General features: G+C 69.5%; 16 protein-coding genes. 8 read left to right on the forward strand and 8 right to left on the reverse strand.

Annotated features, from left to right (window positions below):
- Positions 1 to 47: 47 nt before the first annotated feature.
- Positions 48 to 938: a substrate-binding domain-containing protein gene (locus AC1RRW_RS16765; RefSeq protein ID WP_492902052.1), complete on the reverse strand. Its 891-nt coding sequence runs from the start codon at positions 936 to 938 to the stop codon at positions 48 to 50.
- 104 nt (positions 939 to 1,042) lie between these two features.
- On the opposite strand from AC1RRW_RS16765, the gene AC1RRW_RS16770 reads away from it, so the two are divergent.
- The 7 genes from AC1RRW_RS16770 (at position 1,043) to AC1RRW_RS16800 (ending at position 8,050) form a co-directional block, all read left to right on the forward strand.
- The gene (locus tag AC1RRW_RS16770; protein WP_492902054.1) at positions 1,043 to 1,744 is read left to right on the forward strand and encodes an ABC transporter permease; all 702 of its coding nucleotides are present in this window, start codon (positions 1,043 to 1,045) and stop codon (positions 1,742 to 1,744) included.
- A 5-nt stretch (positions 1,745 to 1,749) separates the two neighbouring features.
- On the forward strand, positions 1,750 to 2,469 hold the full coding sequence (locus AC1RRW_RS16775) for an ATP-binding cassette domain-containing protein (RefSeq protein ID WP_492902056.1): 720 nt from the start codon (positions 1,750 to 1,752) through the stop codon (positions 2,467 to 2,469).
- A 38-nt stretch (positions 2,470 to 2,507) separates the two neighbouring features.
- A complete protein-coding gene (locus tag AC1RRW_RS16780; protein WP_492902058.1) occupies positions 2,508 to 3,386 on the forward strand; it encodes an ABC transporter substrate-binding protein in 879 nt (292 codons plus the stop codon).
- A 4-nt stretch (positions 3,387 to 3,390) separates the two neighbouring features.
- Positions 3,391 to 4,185, forward strand: a complete 795-nt coding sequence (locus tag AC1RRW_RS16785; RefSeq protein ID WP_492902060.1) for a molybdate ABC transporter substrate-binding protein — start codon at positions 3,391 to 3,393, stop codon at positions 4,183 to 4,185.
- A 19-nt stretch (positions 4,186 to 4,204) separates the two neighbouring features.
- Positions 4,205 to 4,687, forward strand: a complete 483-nt coding sequence (locus tag AC1RRW_RS16790) for an SAM-dependent methyltransferase (RefSeq protein WP_492902061.1) — start codon at positions 4,205 to 4,207, stop codon at positions 4,685 to 4,687.
- Between the two features lie 194 nt (positions 4,688 to 4,881).
- On the forward strand, positions 4,882 to 5,586 hold the full coding sequence (locus AC1RRW_RS16795) for an ABC transporter ATP-binding protein (protein WP_492902242.1): 705 nt from the start codon (positions 4,882 to 4,884) through the stop codon (positions 5,584 to 5,586).
- Between the two features lie 70 nt (positions 5,587 to 5,656).
- The gene (locus AC1RRW_RS16800; RefSeq protein WP_492902063.1) at positions 5,657 to 8,050 is read left to right on the forward strand and encodes a thiamine pyrophosphate-binding protein; all 2,394 of its coding nucleotides are present in this window, start codon (positions 5,657 to 5,659) and stop codon (positions 8,048 to 8,050) included.
- Positions 8,051 to 8,163: 113 nt separating this feature from the next.
- Here AC1RRW_RS16800 and AC1RRW_RS16805 read toward each other — a convergent pair whose 3' ends face one another.
- Together AC1RRW_RS16805 and AC1RRW_RS16810 are read right to left on the reverse strand one after the other, a co-directional pair.
- Entirely contained in the window at positions 8,164 to 8,472 is a 309-nt protein-coding gene (locus tag AC1RRW_RS16805; protein WP_492902065.1) for a hypothetical protein, read from the reverse strand.
- A gap of 121 nt (positions 8,473 to 8,593) precedes the next feature.
- Complete coding sequence (locus AC1RRW_RS16810; RefSeq protein ID WP_492902066.1) at positions 8,594 to 9,538, reverse strand: hypothetical protein; 945 nt, start codon at positions 9,536 to 9,538, stop codon at positions 8,594 to 8,596.
- Between the two features lie 616 nt (positions 9,539 to 10,154).
- On the opposite strand from AC1RRW_RS16810, the gene AC1RRW_RS16815 reads away from it, so the two are divergent.
- The gene (locus AC1RRW_RS16815) at positions 10,155 to 11,189 is read left to right on the forward strand and encodes an aspartate-semialdehyde dehydrogenase (protein WP_492902068.1); all 1,035 of its coding nucleotides are present in this window, start codon (positions 10,155 to 10,157) and stop codon (positions 11,187 to 11,189) included.
- A gap of 83 nt (positions 11,190 to 11,272) precedes the next feature.
- On the opposite strand, the gene AC1RRW_RS16820 is transcribed toward AC1RRW_RS16815, so the two are convergent.
- The 5 genes from AC1RRW_RS16820 to AC1RRW_RS16840 form a co-directional block, all read right to left on the reverse strand.
- On the reverse strand, positions 11,273 to 11,458 hold the full coding sequence (locus AC1RRW_RS16820) for a hypothetical protein (protein ID WP_492902070.1): 186 nt from the start codon (positions 11,456 to 11,458) through the stop codon (positions 11,273 to 11,275).
- Positions 11,459 to 11,729: 271 nt separating this feature from the next.
- Positions 11,730 to 12,035 (reverse strand): hypothetical protein, encoded by a 306-nt coding sequence (locus AC1RRW_RS16825; RefSeq protein WP_492902071.1) that lies wholly within the window; start codon positions 12,033 to 12,035, stop codon positions 11,730 to 11,732.
- A 78-nt stretch (positions 12,036 to 12,113) separates the two neighbouring features.
- Entirely contained in the window at positions 12,114 to 13,883 is a 1,770-nt protein-coding gene (gene nikE / locus AC1RRW_RS16830; protein ID WP_492902073.1) for a nickel ABC transporter ATP-binding protein NikE, read from the reverse strand.
- Positions 13,880 to 14,728, reverse strand: coding sequence for an ABC transporter permease (locus AC1RRW_RS16835; RefSeq protein ID WP_492902075.1), 849 nt, complete (start codon positions 14,726 to 14,728; stop codon positions 13,880 to 13,882). Before AC1RRW_RS16835 ends, nikE begins: the two co-directional genes overlap by 4 nt.
- Complete coding sequence (locus tag AC1RRW_RS16840) at positions 14,725 to 15,756, reverse strand: ABC transporter permease (protein WP_492902076.1); 1,032 nt, start codon at positions 15,754 to 15,756, stop codon at positions 14,725 to 14,727. Before AC1RRW_RS16840 ends, AC1RRW_RS16835 begins: the two co-directional genes overlap by 4 nt.
- Positions 15,757 to 15,781 lie beyond the last annotated feature (25 nt).

A 15,781-nucleotide genomic window follows, 5' to 3' on the forward strand; every position in this document is an offset into this window, starting at 1 on the left:
GAGATGCTGGCGGAATTCGCTCCCGGGCTGGCGGGATTTCGCCGCCCTCACCGGTTCAGCCTGACCGCCCCGCTCGCCGCCAGATCGTAGCCGCCCAGTTCCCTTGCCCGCGCCGCCATCTGGGGCCCGCGCATCCAGGCGAGCAGGGCCTGCGCGCCTGGCTCGAAACAGCTCCGCCGGCGCATCGCCAGGTCGACATGCTCCCAGACCAGCGGCAGGAATTCGAGGCCGAAGGCGGTCGCGATGGCGCGCGAGGCGATGCCGCAATCGGCCCGGCCGGTCCGCACCGCCAGCGCCAGATCCTGACCCGTGGCGCAGACGCCATCGGCCAGGACCATGGCGGAAGGCGGCACCCCATCGCGGGCGAGCAGGCTCGTCAGCAGCAGTTGCGCGCCCGCGCCCTGCTGCCGGCGCGCGAAGCGGGCGCGTCCTTCGACGGCGGAGACGATGCCTGCCAGGCCCAGCGGGTTGCCGGGCGCGACCAGAAGGCCCTGTTCGCGCCTGGCGAAGCCGATCACCACCGCGTCGTGCAGCGAGGCCTGCGCCGCGACGGCTGCGAGATTGGCCGCATCGTCGTCGGGCGTCGCATGCAGATGGATCGCCGCGATCGCGACCTCGCCGCGCAGCAGCCGGTCGAGCCCGGCCTGCGAGCCCTCGGCCAGCAGCGCCAGCCCGCAGCCGGAATCGCGCACGGCGACCTCGAGCAGCGAGTCCTGGCTGCCGCCGATGATCGGCGGCGATGCGGCCGGCCTCAGACCCTCCGGCCAGACGAGTCCCGCCTCCAGCCAGCGATCCAGCGCGACGCGCGGGAACAGCCACTTGCCGCTGACCTTGGTGCAGGGCACGGCCTCGCGCGCCACGAGATCGTAGAGCTTGCGCTCCTTGAGCCGCAGGTAAGCGGCGGCCTCCTCCGTCGTCAGATAGGTATGATCCTGCATGAACATGCGCCAGGCTGTTCTGGTTCCATGATTGGCATTTGGTCGCATTGAACTCTAGAAATCGCAAGTGCTTGCAGGATGCAGGCCTCGCAGCGGAACGCGTTTTGGACCTCACGGCGATCTTTCAGGCGGCCTTCGCGCTGGTGGTCGGGCTCGATCCCGCCTTCCTCGCGATCGTCTCGCTGTCGCTGCGGGTGACGCTGACGGCCGTGGCGATCGCGGGCGTGATCGGATTGCCGCTCGGCGCGGCGCTGGCGCTGGCGCGCTTTCGCGGCCGCTTCGTGGTCATCGTCGTCCTCAACGCGCTGATGGGACTGCCGCCGGTGGTGGCCGGGCTGATCGTGTTCCTGATGCTGTCGCGCTCGGGACCGCTCGGCTCGCTCGGCCTGCTGTTTTCGCCGACCGCGATGATCGTGGCGCAGGTGCTGCTGGTGCTGCCGATCGTGATCGCGCTGACGCGCCAGACCGTCGAGGATCTGTGGGGCGAGTATCGTGACCATCTCCGCTCGGTCGGGCTGGAGGGCATGCGCGCCATCCCGACGCTGCTGTTCGACGGCCGCTTCGCTCTGGCGACCGCGCTGCTGGCGGGCTTCGGCCGGGCCAGCGCCGAGGTCGGGGCGGTGCTGATCGTCGGCGGCAACATCGCCGGCTACACCCGCACGATGACCACGACGATCACGCTGGAGACCTCGAAGGGCGATCTGCCGCTGGCGCTGGGGCTCGGCCTCGTCCTGATCACGCTGACGCTCGCGATCAACGCCGTCGCCTTCGGCGCGAGCCGGATCGGCGCGCGCTACGCCGGATGAGCGCCATGCGTGACCTGACCTCGATCCTGCCGCTGACGATCGACGATGCCAGTTTCGAGGCCGACGGGCGGCGTCTCGTCGACGGCGCGCGCTTCACGGTGCCGCCCGGCGGCCTGACCGTGCTGCTCGGCCCAAACGGAGCCGGCAAGTCGCTGACGTTGCGGCTCTGCCACGGCCTGCTGACGCCGAGCGCGGGTCGGATAAGCTGGGCGGCGCAGCCGGGCGCGGCCAAGCGCCACGCCATGGTCTTCCAGAAGCCGATCATGCTGCGCCGCTCGGCCGCCGCCAACATCCGTCATGCGCTGGCCGCCGCCGGTCTGTCGCGCGGCGAGCGCAACCAGCGCGCGGCCGAAGCGCTGAGCCGCTTCGGGCTCGGCGGTCACGCCGGCCAGCCGGCCCGCCTGCTCTCGGGCGGCGAGCAGCAGCGCCTCGCCATCGCCCGCGCCTGGTCGCTCAGGCCCGAACTGCTCTTCCTCGACGAGCCGACCTCGCAGCTCGACCCCGCCGCGACCCGCCAGATCGAGGAACTGCTGGCGGGCCTCGTCGCGGAGGGCATCACCGTGATGATGTCGACCCATGACCTCGGCCAGGCCAAGCGGCTGGCCGACCGGGTGCTCTTCCTGCATCGCGGCCGTCTGGTCGAGGATGCGGATGCCGAGACCTTCTTCGCCGGGCCACGCTCTGCGGAAGCCCGCGCTTTCCTCGCCGGAGAGCTGATCTGGTGAGCCGCATTCAACGCAAGAATATCAACAAGGAGACGACCATGACCCTGACCAAACGCCTTTTGCTGACCGCCGGCCTTACGGCCGCCTTCGCCGCGTCCGCCCTTGCCCAGACCACCACCGCGACGCCGCCCGCCGCAAGCGCGCCCGCCGCCGGCGGAACGGGCTTCATCACCGTGTCCTCGACGACGTCGACGCAGGATTCCGGCCTGTTCGGCCATATTCTGCCGCTGTTCAAGGCCAAGACCGGCATCGAGGTCCGCGTCGTCTCGCAGGGCACCGGCCAGGCGCTCGACACCGGCCGGCGCGGAGACGCCGACGTGGTCTTCGTCCATGCCAGGGCGCAGGAGGAGAAATTCGTCGCCGACGGTTTCGGGCTCGAGCGCAAGCCTGTGATGTACAACGACTTCGTGCTGATCGGGCCGAAGGACGATCCGGCCGGAATCGCCGGCACGAAGGATATCGTCGCCGCGCTGGTCAAGATTCAGGAGAAGAGCGCGCCCTTCGTCTCGCGCGGCGACAAATCGGGCACGCATGCGGCCGAACTGAGCCTCTGGAAGCTCGCCGGCGTCGATATCGATGCCAGGAAAGGGAGCTGGTATCGCGAGATCGGCCAGGGCATGGGCGCCGCGCTCAACACGGCCGGCGGCATGGGCGCCTATGTGCTCGCCGATCGCGGCACCTGGATATCGTTCAAGAACCGGGGCGACCTTGCGATTGCGGTCGAGGGCGACCGCCGCCTATTCAACCAGTACGGCGTCATCGCGGTGAACCCGGCCAAGCACCCGCATGTGAAGATCAATGAAGGCCAGGCCTTCGTGAACTGGCTCGTGTCGCCTGAGGGCCAGAAGGCGATCGCCGACTACAAGATCGAGGGCCAGCAGCTGTTCTTCCCGAACGCGACGCAGGCGGGCGCGTGATCTCATGCACAAACGCCGTCTCGTCGGGGCCATCCTGCTGATGGCCTCGCTGTCGAGCGCCTCCGCGCAGCAACCGGTTCTGCTGCATGCGGCCGGCAGCCTGCGCGCGGCGCTGACCGAAATCGCCGAGACCTTCAGCGCCGAGACGGGCGTGCCCGTGCGCGCCGTCTTCGGCGCGTCGGGCCTGCTGCGCGAGAGGATCGAGAAGGGCGAGACGGCGGAGGTCTTCGCTTCCGCCGATCGCGGCAATCCCGAGGCGCTGGCGAAGGCCGGCCGCGCCGGCCCGGTGACGAGCTTCGCGCGCAACGCGCTCTGCGCCTTCACCCGACCGGAGGTGACGGCGACGACGGAAACCCTGCTCGAACGCATGCTCGATCCGGCATTGAGGCTCGGCACCTCGACGCCGAGGGCCGACCCTTCCGGCGACTATGCCTGGCAGCTCTTCGCCAGGGCCGAGGCGCTGAGAGCCGGAGCCAAGGCCGCGCTCGAAGCCAAGGCGCAGCAACTGACCGGCGGCCCGACCAGCCCGCGCGCGCCGGAAGGCCGCAATCTCTACGGCCACATGCTGGCGAGCGGGCAGGCAGACATCTTCCTGGCCTACTGCACCAATGCCGGGCCGATCGCGCAGGAGGAGCCGGCGATCAGGCAGGTCGCGCTGCCCTCCGCGCTCGTCGTCGGAGCCGAATACGGACTGACACTGGTCAACGGGGCCTCGCCGGATGCCGGGCGGCTCGCCATGGTCATTGCCAGCCCGGCCGGTCAGGCGATACTGGGCCGGCACGGCTTTGCGCCGCCCTGAGACGGGAAATATCGCAGCGATGGACTGGCAGGCGACGCGACCGGGCGAGACCTCCGCGCCCTTGCCGGACCGGAAAGACGCGCATCTCGTCTTCATCGGCCGGCTGCGCACGCCCTTCCTGACGCGCGACGATTGCCCGAGACAAGGCGACATCGAGGCAGGCCCGATCTGTCGCGTCGAGGTCGAACCGCACTGGCGCGCCGCGCTCACCGGCATCGAGGGCTTCGCGACGCTCGACCTGCTCTACTGGATGCACGAGGCGCGGCGCGACCTCGTGACCCAGACGCCGCGCGGCGGCTCCCCGCTCGGCGCCTTCGCGCTGCGCTCGCCGGTCAGGCCGAATCCGATCGCGCTCTCGCGGGTCGCGCTGATCGGCATCGAGGACGGCGTGCTGCTGGTGCGCGGGCTCGACTGCCTCGACGGCACGCCGCTGATCGACATCAAGCCGAACCGCCGCCATCACAGCCGCGCGCGGATGGAGGATCGCCATGCCGTCTCCTGACCGCCGCCGCGTCGATCGTCGCCTCGTGCTGGCCGGTCTCGCCACGCTCGCCGCGCCCCGCATCGCGCGGGCCGCGACGGTCAAGGACGGCGCCGGCCGCGACGTGCCTGTCCCCGGAAAAGTCGAGCGCATCTTCCCCGCCGGACCGCCGGCCGCGATCACGCTCTATACGCTCGCGCACGATCGGCCGCGAGATCGCGCTCGATCTGAAGGGCGGCGAGGTCCTGGCCCTTCTCGGCCCCAACGGCCACGGCAAGACGACTCTTCTGAGGACGCTGCTCGGCCTGCCGCCGCCGCATGCCGGCGCGCTCGCCTTGGACGGCCGGCCGCTGGCCGCCTTCTCCCTGCGCGAGCGCGCGAAAAAGCTCGGCTATGTGCCGCAGGCCCATGCCGGCATTTTCGCCTTCACGGTGCTGGAGGTCGTGCTGATGGGCCGCACCAGCCATGGCGCGCTGTTCGGCAGGACCTCGCGCCGCGACCATGAGGTCGCCAACGCCATGATCGAGCGCCTCGGCATCGGCGCGCTGGCCTTGCGGCCCTACACCGAGATTTCCGGCGGCGAACGCCAGCTTGCCCTGATCGCCCGGGCGCTGGCGCAGGAGCCGGCCCTCGTCATCCTCGACGAGCCGACCGCGAGCCTCGATTTCGGCAACCAGGGCAAGGTCATGGGCGAGATCAGGCGGCTCGCCGGCGAGGGGCTCGGCGTGCTCTTCACCACGCATGACCCCAAGCAAGCGCTGGCCTATGCCGACCGGGTGATGCTGCTGCGCGACGGCGCGGCGGTCGCGACAGGCGAAAGCGCGCAATTGCTGACGAGGGAGCGGCTGGAAGCGTTGTATAGGGCGCCGGTCGACGTGGTGCGCGACGTCGACGGGCGGATGGCGTTTTTGCCGGGGTGAGGCCGCTTGCCGGTCGGCGTCGTCAATGCGAGCTTGCCGCAGTCCATTCGCCGCCCGCTCGTGAGTTGCAATGTCCGACCCCCGCCTGCCCTATCTCGCCGAACTCGAGCGAAAGATCCTCTGGCTCGCCTCCTGGACGATCCACAACGCCAATCACCTGCGCGAGAGTTCCGACGGCATGAAGGTCGGCGGGCACCAGGCCTCGTCCGCCTCGCTCTGCACGATCATGACGGCGCTCTACATGGCGGCGCTACGCCCCGAGGACCGCGTCGCGGTGAAGCCGCACGCCTCGCCGATCTTCCACGCGATCAACTATCTGATGGGCCTCCAGACCCAAGAGAGGCTGGAGAATTTCCGCGGCTACAAGGGCGCGCAGAGCTATCCCTCCCGCACCAAGGACATCGACGACGTCGATTTCTCGACCGGCTCGGTCGGCCTCGGCGTCGCGCAGACCCTGTTCTCCTCGCTGACGCAGGATTATCTGCGCGGCCATGGCTGGGGCGCCGATCGTCCCGAGGGCCGCATGGTCTCGCTGATCGGCGATGCCGAACTCGACGAGGGCAACATCTTCGAGGCCCTGATGGAGGGCTGGAAGCACGGCCTGCGCAACACCTGGTGGGTGATCGACTACAACCGCCAGTCGCTCGACGCCGTCATCCGCGAGGGGCTCTACGACCGCTTCGAGCAGATGTTCCGGAATTTCGGCTGGGACGTCGTCACGCTGAAATACGGCGCGCTGCAGCAGGCCGCCTTCGCAGAGGCCGGCGGCGAGCGGCTCAAGAGCTGGATCGATTCCTGCCCGAACCAGCTCTACTCGGCCCTGACCTTCCAGGGCGGGGCCGCCTGGCGCAAGCGCCTGACGGACGATCTCGGCGACCAGGGTCCGGTGACCAGGCTGATCGAGAAGCGCTCGGACTCCGAGCTGTCGAAGCTGATGTGCAATCTCGGCGGACACGACCTGCCCTCGATCCTGGAAGCCTTCGAGGCGGTCGATCACGACCGGCCGGTCTGCTTCCTCGCCTATACCGTCAAGGGCTTTGGCCTGCCGCTCGCCGGCCACAAGGACAACCATGCCGGCCTGATGACCAAAGAGCAGATGGAGGGGTTCAGGGCCGCCAACAAGGTCCGGCCCGGCCATGAATGGGATCTGTTCGAGGGGCTGGACCTGCCGGAGAGCGAGATCAGGGACTTCCTGAAGGCCGTGCCGTTCTTCGCCGAGGGCCGCCGCCGTCGTAATGCTCCGGTCTTGCCCGTGCCCGAAAAGCTCGACGCCGGCATCCAGCCGGTGATGTCGACGCAAGCTGGCTTCGGCAGGATCCTCGATGATCTCGCCAAGACGGGCGGCCCGCTCGCCGACCGCATCGTCACCACCGCGCCCGACGTCACGGTCTCGACCAATCTCGGGCCCTGGGTCAACCGGCGCGGGCTGTTCGCCAAGGCCTCGATGGCCGACACCTTCAAGGACGAGCGCATTCCCTCGATGCAGAAATGGGAGTTCTCGCCCAAGGGCCAGCACATCGAGCTCGGCATCGCCGAGATGAACCTGTTCATCAACCTCTCGGCGCTCGGCCTGTCGCATTCGATCTTCGGCGAGCGCCTGATCCCGATCGGCACGCTCTACGACCCGTTCATCTCGCGCGGGCTCGATGCGCTGAACTATGCCTGCTACCAGGACGCCCGCTTCATGGTTGTGGCGACGCCGTCCGGCGTCACCCTCGCGCCCGAGGGCGGCGCGCACCAGTCGATCGCGACGCCGCTGATCGGCCTGTCGCAGGACGGGCTCTGCGCCTTCGAGCCGGCCTTCGTCGACGAACTCGTCGTGATGATGCGCTGGTCGTTCGACTACCTGCAGAAGGACGGCGAGGGCGATCCCGACGAGCGGACCTGGCTGCGCGACGAGACCGGCGGCTCGGTCTATCTGCGCCTCTCGACGCTGCAGCTCGAGCAGCCGCGGCGGGCGATGACGCCGGAACTGGAGCGCGCCATCATCGACGGGGCCTACTGGCTGCGAAAGCCCGGGCCGAACGCCTCGGTCGTCGTCGCTTATACGGGCGCGGTCGCGGCCGAGGCGATCGAGGCCGTCGGGCTGCTCGCCGAGGACCGGCGCGATGCCGGGCTGCTGGCGATCACCTCGGCCGACCGGCTCAACGCCGGCTGGCAGGCGGCGGAGCGGGCGCGCCAGCGCGGCAACCATGCCGCGACGAGCCATGTCGAGCGGCTGCTCGGCGCACTCTCGCGCGATTGCGGGATCGTCTCGGTGCTGGACGGCCATCCGGCGACGCTGGCATGGCTCGGCAGCGTCCACGGCCACAGGCAGAAGGCGCTCGGCGTCGAGCATTTCGGCCAGACCGGCACGGTCGCGGACCTCTACCGGCATTTCGGCATCGACGCGAACGCCATCGTGCATGCGGCGCAGGCGGCGGCTCCGGGCCGGCCCGTGCGCTATCTCAAGGCTTTGCCCTGAGCCTTCCCGTCATGGTCGGGCTTGTCCCGACCATCCACGTCTTCGGCCGTCGAGCGCCACGCCCAAGACGCGGATGCTCGCCACAGGGGCGGGCATGACGGCGATGGAGCCGCTCAGAAGCGCGGCGTCGAGAAGGTGTTGGCGAAGGGGTTGCGGCCCGAGCCGATGGCGGAGGGCAGCGTGCCCTCGCCATACCAGGACGCCGTGCTGCTGTAGACCGGCGAGGCGCTGGTCATGTGCTGGCGGGCATAGCTGTCCATCGAGCCGACGGCGACGACGTTGCCGGCGTCGAAATAGCTGCGCTTCTGCACGATGACGCGCAGGGGCCCGCGGCGGCTCTGCGCCTCCGCGATCGAGGTCGCCACGGTCAGCCCCACGAGCGAAAGGCCGAGGCCGGCGGCGAAACGCTGGAACGAACGCATGGAGGTCTCCTGGGAAAGGCGTGGCGGCGATATCCGACTCTACTACGCCGTAGTTAACGGTTTTGTTCGAACCCGCCAGAGGCAATGCACGGTAAAGTGAGTATCCGCGTGTTTCGCGGGATCAGCGCTTCGCCGCGGTCTTCAGCACCGGCGCCTGCCCGTCGGCGTCGAGCCACGACGCCTTGCGGCCCGACGCCGAAAGCCGGGGCTGCACGCAACCCTGCTGGCGCGCCAGTTCCGTGCGGGCGAAGGCCGCCCGCAGCGCCCGGTCGTCACCCGCCGAAAGGAGGTCGAGACGGTCGAGCATGCAGGCGAGCTGCTGGCGGTCGGCTGGGCGGGTCGCGCCGCCGCACCACCAGCCTGAGATGCCGAGCGGCAGGTCGCCGGCCTCGCGGCGGAAGGCGATGCAGGCGCGGCTGGTCTCGCCGTCGCTCAGCGTCACGTCGGCCGTCTCGAGGCGGCCGAAGCGGCTCTGCAGCGGGGCGGCCGCGCCGCTGCGCTGGACCGACATGCCGCGCTGGGCGGCGTCGCGCACCATCGCGATGACGAAGGGCTGCGAGAGCTGATCGGGCGCGTTGTCTAACGACAGGCGCAGCAGCAGATGCGGGCGCGCCTCGGTGAAGACGCCGTAGACCAGCGTGTCCTCGCGGCGCGCGCCGTCCTGCGTGCGGCGGGATTCGTAGGCCGGCGTCTGGCGGTCTAGCTCCGGCGACTCCAGCCCGAACATCGCGATCGGTCGGGCGATCCTGACCCAGTCCTCCCCAGCGATCCTGAGCGGGCGCGGTTCCTGACGGACATCGCGCACCTGCCGGCTCTCCTGCGCCGCCGGCGGCGTCAGGCTGGCGAGGCTCGGCTGTTCGGTCGTCGCCGACAGCCCGGAGACCAGGGCCGTCGCCATGCCGATGCCGGTCACCGCCGCAAGCCCGCGCCAAAGCAGCCCGCCGGTCAGGCCGATTCCGCGCCGGCCAAATCCGCGAAGGCTTGCGAGCCGGCGCGGGCCGCGCATCAGGACGCCGACGCCGGCCTCGACCGCGTCTGCGAAGGCGATCAGCCAGGCGGCGACCATCGCCAGCTTCGACCGGGCCGGCGCCGGCGCGGAGCCCGCAGGCCCGTGCGACGAGGCCTGCGAAGCCGCCCGCCGCATCGTCGCCCATGGCGGCGGGGACCACTGACCGACCCGCCTGCGCAGGCCGTCCGGAATGATCGAAGACAACTGACCCAGCACGACCGCGACCCGACTGGCCGACGCAAGCCTCCCGGCTGCGCGGCGGACCTCACCCGCGGGCAGGATCGGGCCGCGATCCTCAGCGCGGCGTTACCGCGACCGGGCGATCTCGGATCAGCGTGAACGGCGGGTCAAGAGGCAGGGTTAACGCTTCGACGAGCGGCGGGACCCCCGCGGCACGGCGATTGACTTTTAGCGATTTTGCGTGTTTTGAGAGCCTTATCGAAGCCCTGCTTCCAGAGACCTGCGGAACCGGCCCTCTTGACCTTCCGTTCGACGACGAAACGCACGACCACTACGGCGAAGGCGAAAGCCGCTCGTCCGTTCTGACGCGTCGCCTCGTCTCCGGGTCATCTCCCCCCGGCGGGGGACACGAAGCCGGTCCCCGCCGCGACAGCAGGCGGCCGGCGGCCCCGGGAGACAGGCTTGATAAGACTTTTCCAAAAGGATCACGAGAATGAGCTTCAAGGTCGCTGTCGTCGGCGCAACGGGCAATGTGGGCCGTGAGATGTTCGACATCCTCGCCGAGCGCGCCTTTCCGGTATCGGAAGTCGTGGCGCTGGCCTCCTCGCGCTCGATCGGCACGGAAGTCTCCTTCGGCGACAGGACGCTGAAGTGCAGGGCGCTGGAGCATTACGACTTCTCCGACACCGACATCTGCCTGATGTCGGCCGGAGGCGAGGTCTCGAAGGAGTGGTCGCCGAAGATCGGCGCCAAGGGCTGCGTCGTGATCGACAACTCCTCGGCCTGGCGCATGCACCCCGACGTGCCGCTGATCGTGCCCGAGGTGAACGCGGCCGCCGCCGCCGGCTTCACCAAGATGAACATCATCGCCAATCCGAACTGCTCGACCGCCCAGCTCGTCGTGGCGCTGAAGCCGCTGCATGACCGCTTCGGCATCAAGCGCGTCGTCGTCTCGACCTACCAGTCGGTGTCAGGGGCCGGCAAGGAGGGCATGGACGAGCTCTTCAACCAGACCCGCGCCGTGTTCTCGGCCGGCGAGGTCACCACCAAGAAGTTCCCCAAGCGCATCTCCTTCAACCTCATTCCGCAGATCGACGTCTTCATGGAGGACGGCTTCACCAAGGAAGAGTGGAAGATGATGGCAGAGACCAAGAAGATCCTCGACAGGGCCATCAAGCTGACCGCGACCTGCGTGCGCGTGCCGGTCTTCATCGGCCATTCCGAGAGCGTCAACATCGAGTGCGAGAAGCCGATCACGGTCGAGGAGGCGCGCGAGGTGCTGCGCACCGCGCCGGGCGTGCTCGTGATCGACAAGCACGAGCCCGGCGGCTACATCACGCCCCACGAGGCGGCCGGCGAGGACGCGACCTATGTCTCGCGCATCCGCGAGGACAACACGGTCGAGAACGGCCTCGCCTTCTGGTGCGTCTCCGACAATCTGCGCAAGGGCGCGGCGCTGAACGCGGTCCAGATCGCGGAAGTCCTGATCAACCGCAAGCTGATCCAGCCGCGCCAGAAGGCGGCCTGAAGCCAGCCACCGGCGCCGATCGAATCGAACGGCCCCGGCGCGCGCCGGGGCCGTTTTCGTCTTCGGTCGCGCTGTGCGAATGCTCAGCGGGTCGGACCGCCCGGCGTCGTCGGCGCGCCAGCCGGCGGCTTGGCCGGGTCGGACTGGATCAGATCGGTGCGCGCCTTGCTCTGCAGCGCGGGGCTGTCGGCGGTGAAGACGGCGGCCGCCAGGGGCGACAGCATCATGACCGCGATCAGCGCGAAGGCGACATATTCCTTGGCCTGCATAGTGACCTCCTGTCGATCGGTCGCGCCGCATGGCGCAACGCCTTGCGGAGTCAACGGCAGCGGCCAGACGGATGTTCCAGCCCCGGGCGAAACCCTTGCGCAACCCCGGCTTGCAGGTTCCGCCTCGCCCTCACGCCCGCGAGCCGGCATTGTCGCGGCCGAGACGAGGCGAGGAAGAGCCAGCGCGGATCGTCACGCAGCATTGGCGTCGTTGCCGGGCCGAACTCGGGCGGGTGAAGCCGCTGATCGAGGGGGAACGCCCCTCGGGCGCTCAGCTCGGACAGGTATAGGCTACGCCCGCCGTGCTCTTGCCGTTCCATTTCAGGTCGGCGACGGGGCTGAGGACATGCGTGCCGCCGAGTTCGGCCGTCCTGATCTTCAGCCGGGCCAGGGCCGAGTCGCGCGCCTGGTCGAGCAGCAGAACGCCGCCGAGCCCCGAGCCGCCATCCACGTCGCCGACCTTCTTGCACGGCTCGACCACCGCCTTGTTGTCGGTGACGACGACGATGTTGGAGCGCGAGGACGGAATCGCGCAGGCGGCGAGCGCCAGCAGCGGCAGGGCGAACAGGACACGCATCCGACACTCCTCACGACCGGGAGGCGGCCCACCGGGCGGCCGCGTCCTCAACGCATGATCGCGCGCAATGTTGCGAGATCAAGGCCTTGCCGCGAGATCGGGCCCGGCCAGCGCCGCGTCGCGCTGGCCGGGACCGTCGAGATGCAGCACCGCGTCGAGCAATTGCTTCGTGTAGGCGGCCCGCGGCGCGTGGAACAGCGACAGGCTCTCGCCCTGCTCGACGACGACCCCGTTCCGCAGCACGACGGTGCGGTCGCACATCATCCGGACCACGTTGAGATCGTGGCTGACGAAGAGCAGCGCCATGCCGTCCTCCCGGCGAAGCGAGTCGAGCAACTGCAGGATCACCGCCTGCACCGAGACGTCGAGCGCCGCCGTCGGCTCGTCCAGCACCAGCAGGCGCGGCCGGCAGGCGATCGCCCGCGCGATGCCGACGCGCGCCTTCTGTCCGCCCGAGAGCTGGTGCGGGAAGCGTTCGAGCAGGTCCGCCGGCAGTCCAGCGCGCCCCGCGCATTCGCATACGCGGGCGGTCAGCGCCCGACCGTCCTTCATCGCGAGCAGCCGGCGCAGGGGATGGGCGATGCAGTCGAAGGCGGTGAAGCGCGGGTTGAGGCTGTCGGTCGGATCCTGGAAGACGATCTGGATATCCTTGCGGACGGGCGACTTGTGGAAGTCGCGCGCCGGCTGCGATCCGATCGCGTGTCCGTCGAACAGGATCTCGCCCTCGCTGGCGTCGATCAGCCGGCAGACCAGCCGCGAGATCGTGCTCTTGCCCGAGCCGGACTCGCCGACGAGGCCGAGGCTCTCGCCCGGGCTGATCGCGAAGGACACGTCGTTCACCGCGACGACCCCGCCATCGTAGCGCTTCACGAGGTTCTGGACCTCGAGCAGGAGCGGCGTGCCGGGGGGCTGCCTGTCCGAGCGTTTCCCGCCGCCCTCATCCTTCGAGACGGCCGCTGGCGCGGCCTCCTCAGGATGAGGGCCGAGGGTGGATGCGACGTTCCCCTCGCCGAGGGGAGCCAGATCCGCGATCGTCGAGGTCGCGGTGGGCGAGGCGGCGACGAGGCGTTTGGTGTAGTCGTGGCGCGGCGCGCGGAACAGGCCGCGCGGCTGCGCCTCCTCGACGACCTTGCCGTGCTGCATCACCGCGACGCGGTCGCAATAGCGCGCGGCGAGGCCGAGATCATGGGTGATCAGGATCATCGCCATGCCGCGATCCGCGGTGATCTTCGCCAGCAGGTCCATCACCGTCTTCTGCGTGGTGACGTCGAGGCCGGTGGTCGGCTCGTCGGCGATCAGCAGCGCCGGGCGGCTGGCGATCGCCATCGCGATCATGATGCGCTGGCACATGCCGCCGGAGAGCTCGTGCGGATAGGCGTCGAGCCGCTTTTCGGGATCGCGGATCAGCACGGCCCTGAGCAGGTCGAGCGCGCGCTCGCGGCCTTCCGAGGCCGAGAGGCGCTCGTGCGCGCCGATCGCATCGGCGATCTGGAGCGCGACCGTGCGGATCGGGTTCAGCGCACCGCGCGGGTTCTGGAAGATCATCGAGACCGCCGCGCCGTGCAGCGAGCGCAACTGTTTCGAGGACGCCCTTGTGATGTCCTGCCCCCTGAAGCGGATGCGCCCCGACGCGATCCTGCCCGAGGCGTCGAGCAGGCGCGTCACCGCGAAGGCCGTGACCGACTTGCCCGAGCCGCTCTCGCCGACCACGCCGAGCGTCTCGCCCGCGACGACATGCAAGGAGACGCCGCGCACGGCCTCGACGATCCCGCCCCGCGTCGAGAACGAGACGTGCAGATCCTCGATCGAGAGGAGCCGAGTCTCCGTCGGGCTGGCGAAGGCGTTCATGTGCGCATGCGCGGATCGAGGATGTCGCGCAGGCCGTCGCCGAGCAGGTTGAAGCAGAGCACGGTCAGCATCAGCGCGAGCCCCGGAAAGGCGACGAGCCACCATTTCCCGGTCGAGATGAAGCGCGCGCCCTCCGCGACCATGATGCCCCATTCCGGCGTCGGCGCGGAGACGCCGAGCCCGATGAAGGAGAGGCCCGCCGCGTTCAGGATCGCCCAGCCGAGATTGAGCGAGACCTGCACCGCCATCGCCGGCAGCACGTTCGGCAGCAGGAAGCGCAGCACGACGGAAAGATGCGAATCGCCGCAGGCGCGCGCGGCCTCGACCCAGCCGGCGTTGCGGCGCACGTTCACCTCGGCCCGGGCGAAGCGGATGTAGAAGGGCAGGTTGATGATCGCGGTCGCGATGACGATGTTCTCGACCCGGTTGCCGAGCGCGGCGACCATCGCCATGGCGAGCACGAAGAGCGGGAACGCCATCAGCACGTCGACGAAGCGCCCGACATAGCGGTCGAGCCGGCCGCCGATATAGCCGCAAAGCGAGCCGATCACCGCCCCTGACGCGAAGGAGAGCGTCACGGCCGACGCCGCGATGGCGAGGTCGAGCCGGGCTGCGACGATAAGCCGGCTGAAGACGTCGCGGCCGAGCTGATCGGTGCCGGCCCAGTATTTCGCGCCCGGCGGCTGCAGCGCGTTGGACACATCCGACGCGATCGGGTCGTAGGGCACGATCGCGGGACCGATGATCGCGAGGATGCACAGGATCAGCGCGCCGGCCGCCGCGATGGCGGTGACGGGGTTGCCGCGCAGGATCCAGGTGGCGTGGCGGAGCGTGGCGGAGGTCATTCGACCGACACCCTCGGATCGGCGATGCCGTAGAGCACGTCCACCGTCAGGTTCACGATCACGAAGATCGAGGCCATCAGCAGCACGAAGCCCTGCACCGGCGCGTAGTCGGACGAGAGCAAGGCATCGAGCGCGTAGGACGCCACGCCAGGCCAGGAGAACACCTTCTCCACCAGCACGTTCGCGCCGAGCATGGTCGAGAAGACGATGCCGGCGATGGTCAGCACCGGCAGAATGGCGTTCCTCAAGGCGTAGGTGACGATGATCTTGCGGCGCGGCAGGCCGAGCGATTTCGCTGTGCGGACGAAGTCGCTGCCGAGCGAGGCCAGCATCGCGGCGCGCGTGATGCGGGCGAGCGGGGCGACCACGAAGAGCGCCATGGTGAAGGCCGGCAGCACGAGCTGTCTGGCGGCGGCGCGCCAGCCCTCCCAGTCGCCGGACAAGGCGAAATCGATCAGCAGGAAGCCAGTCGCCGGCGGCGGCGGCGAGGTGAAGATGTCGACGCGGCCGGTCGGATCGGGAGCCCAGCCCAGCAGGTAGTAGAAGGCGTAGATCAGCAGGAGCCCCGAGACGAAGGTCGGCACGCAGACGCCAAGCGCGCAGACGAAGCGCACGAGATGATCGATGGCCGAGCCCTGCCTGAGCGCCGCCGCGACACCCAGCGGAATCGCGGTGAGGAGCGCGATCAGGAGGGCGGAAAACGTCAGCTCCAGCGAGGCGGGAAGACGGTTGCGCAAATCGCTCAGGACCGGCTGGCCGGTGGTCAGCGAACGGCCGAGATTGCCGGCGCCGACATCGCCGAGATAGCGCACGAGCTGCTCGGGAACCGGCCGGTCGAGCCCCATCGACTTGCGGATCAGCTCGATCTCCTCCTTGCCGGCGGTGGGCCCCGAGGCGAAGAACACGGCCGGATCGCCCGGCAGCACCCGCATCAGCAGGAAGGTGAAGACCAGCACGCCGAACAGCGCCGGCAGCGACGACAGGAACCGTCGCCCGGCGCGTCTGGCGGTGGTGGCGAGCTGGGACATGGGTCAGGCGCGCCCGGCGGCCGTC

It is taken from the genome of Allobosea sp. GW821-FHT12C12 (assembly GCF_058807355.1).